The organism is Alicyclobacillus kakegawensis NBRC 103104, assembly GCF_001552655.1.
Lineage (GTDB): Bacteria > Bacillota > Bacilli > Alicyclobacillales > Alicyclobacillaceae > Alicyclobacillus_G > Alicyclobacillus_G kakegawensis.
Genome location: NZ_BCRP01000058.1, coordinates 1 through 1,391, shown reverse-complemented (window position 1 = coordinate 1,391; position 1,391 = coordinate 1). Strand labels below are relative to the sequence as shown.

General features: G+C 55.5%; 1 protein-coding gene. It reads left to right on the top strand.

The features are described from left to right. Window positions 1-110: 110 nt before the first annotated feature. Window positions 111-1,334, top strand: a complete 1,224-nt coding sequence (locus AK2_RS16200; RefSeq protein ID WP_067937141.1) for an IS256 family transposase — start codon at window positions 111-113, stop codon at window positions 1,332-1,334. Window positions 1,335-1,391 lie beyond the last annotated feature (57 nt).

Here is a 1,391-nt window from a genome sequence, read left to right as displayed (position 1 = left end):
AGTAGTGTCCGGTAAGCTGTGTAAAAACGGATGGCACATAAAATGAGCCATCCGCCCCTCTTGGGTAGAATGTGAGATTAGCGAGAACCCCATACCAGGAGGGAAACGCAATGGCTCAATACCAGATTACCCTGAATGACGATACTTTGAAAGCCCTGTTTTTGCAAGATGGGGGTGTAGCGAAACTCGTCGAGCAGGTACTCAATCAGGTATTGCAGGCCCAAGTGACGGAACAACTGAAGGCGGCACCGTATGAGCGGACCGATGAGCGGCAAGGGTATCGGAACGGGACTGTCCCCCACACCCTGACCACCCGTGTTGGCCGTCTGACTCTGCGCGTACCCCGGGTGCGAAATGGACAGTTCTCTACCGAACTGTTTGCCCGGTACCAGCGGAGTGAGCAGGCACTGGTTCTGGCGATGATGGAGATGGTGATCAATGGCGTCTCAACCCGTAAGGTGGCCAAAATCACGGAAGAACTGTGCGAGACGGAGTTCTCCAAGTCCACGGTCTCGGACCTGTGCAAGCGCCTGGATCCCATCGTTCATGCGTGGAACAACCGTAGTCTGCGGGAGCACTGCTACCCCTTTGTCCTTGTCGACGCTTTCGTGTTGAAGATTCGAGAGGATGGGCGAGTACGTTCTCGAGCCGCCATGATTGCCGTGGGGATCAACGAAAAGGGTTACCGGGAAGTCCTGGGTTTGATGCTAGGGGACAGCGAATCGGAGGCGAGTTGGCGAGAGTTCTTTGCCTGGCTGAAAAGACGGGATCTCAGGGGTGTCGACATGGTCGTGTCAGACAGTCATAGCGGATTGGTTAAGGTGCTTCAGACCGAGTTCCAGGGGTGCACCTGGCAAAGATGCCAGACACATCTCATGAGAAATCTGCTGGATGCCACACCCAAAGCGTTGCAGGAGGACGTCTACAAGCGTGTACGAGCGATTCTGGATGCACCAGACCTGAAGACAGCTCGACTGCTGATGAATGAGTTTGTGGAAGAATTCGCCGACAAAGCGCCCAAAGCCGTGCGGGTGCTAGAGGACGGCTTTGACGACGTGACGGCGGTTCTGGCGCTACCAGACCGGTACCGTCGCCGGCTGCGGACGACCAATGGCGTGGAGCGACTGAACGAAGAGATCCGGCGTAGAGAACGGGTGATCCGCATCTTTCCGAACCGAGAATCCGCCATTCGGCTGTTGGGGGCGCTGCTCATGGAGATTGACGAGGCTTGGACCACGGGGCACCGTTACCTGAATATGGACGATTACTGGCAGTGGAAGAAACAGCAGCAAGAATCAGGCCAACAAGCCAAGCTCCATATCCTAAACGCCTGACTGTGAGCATTCTATGACGTCTACCGGAGAGGGGATTTTACACAGAATCTCGGACTT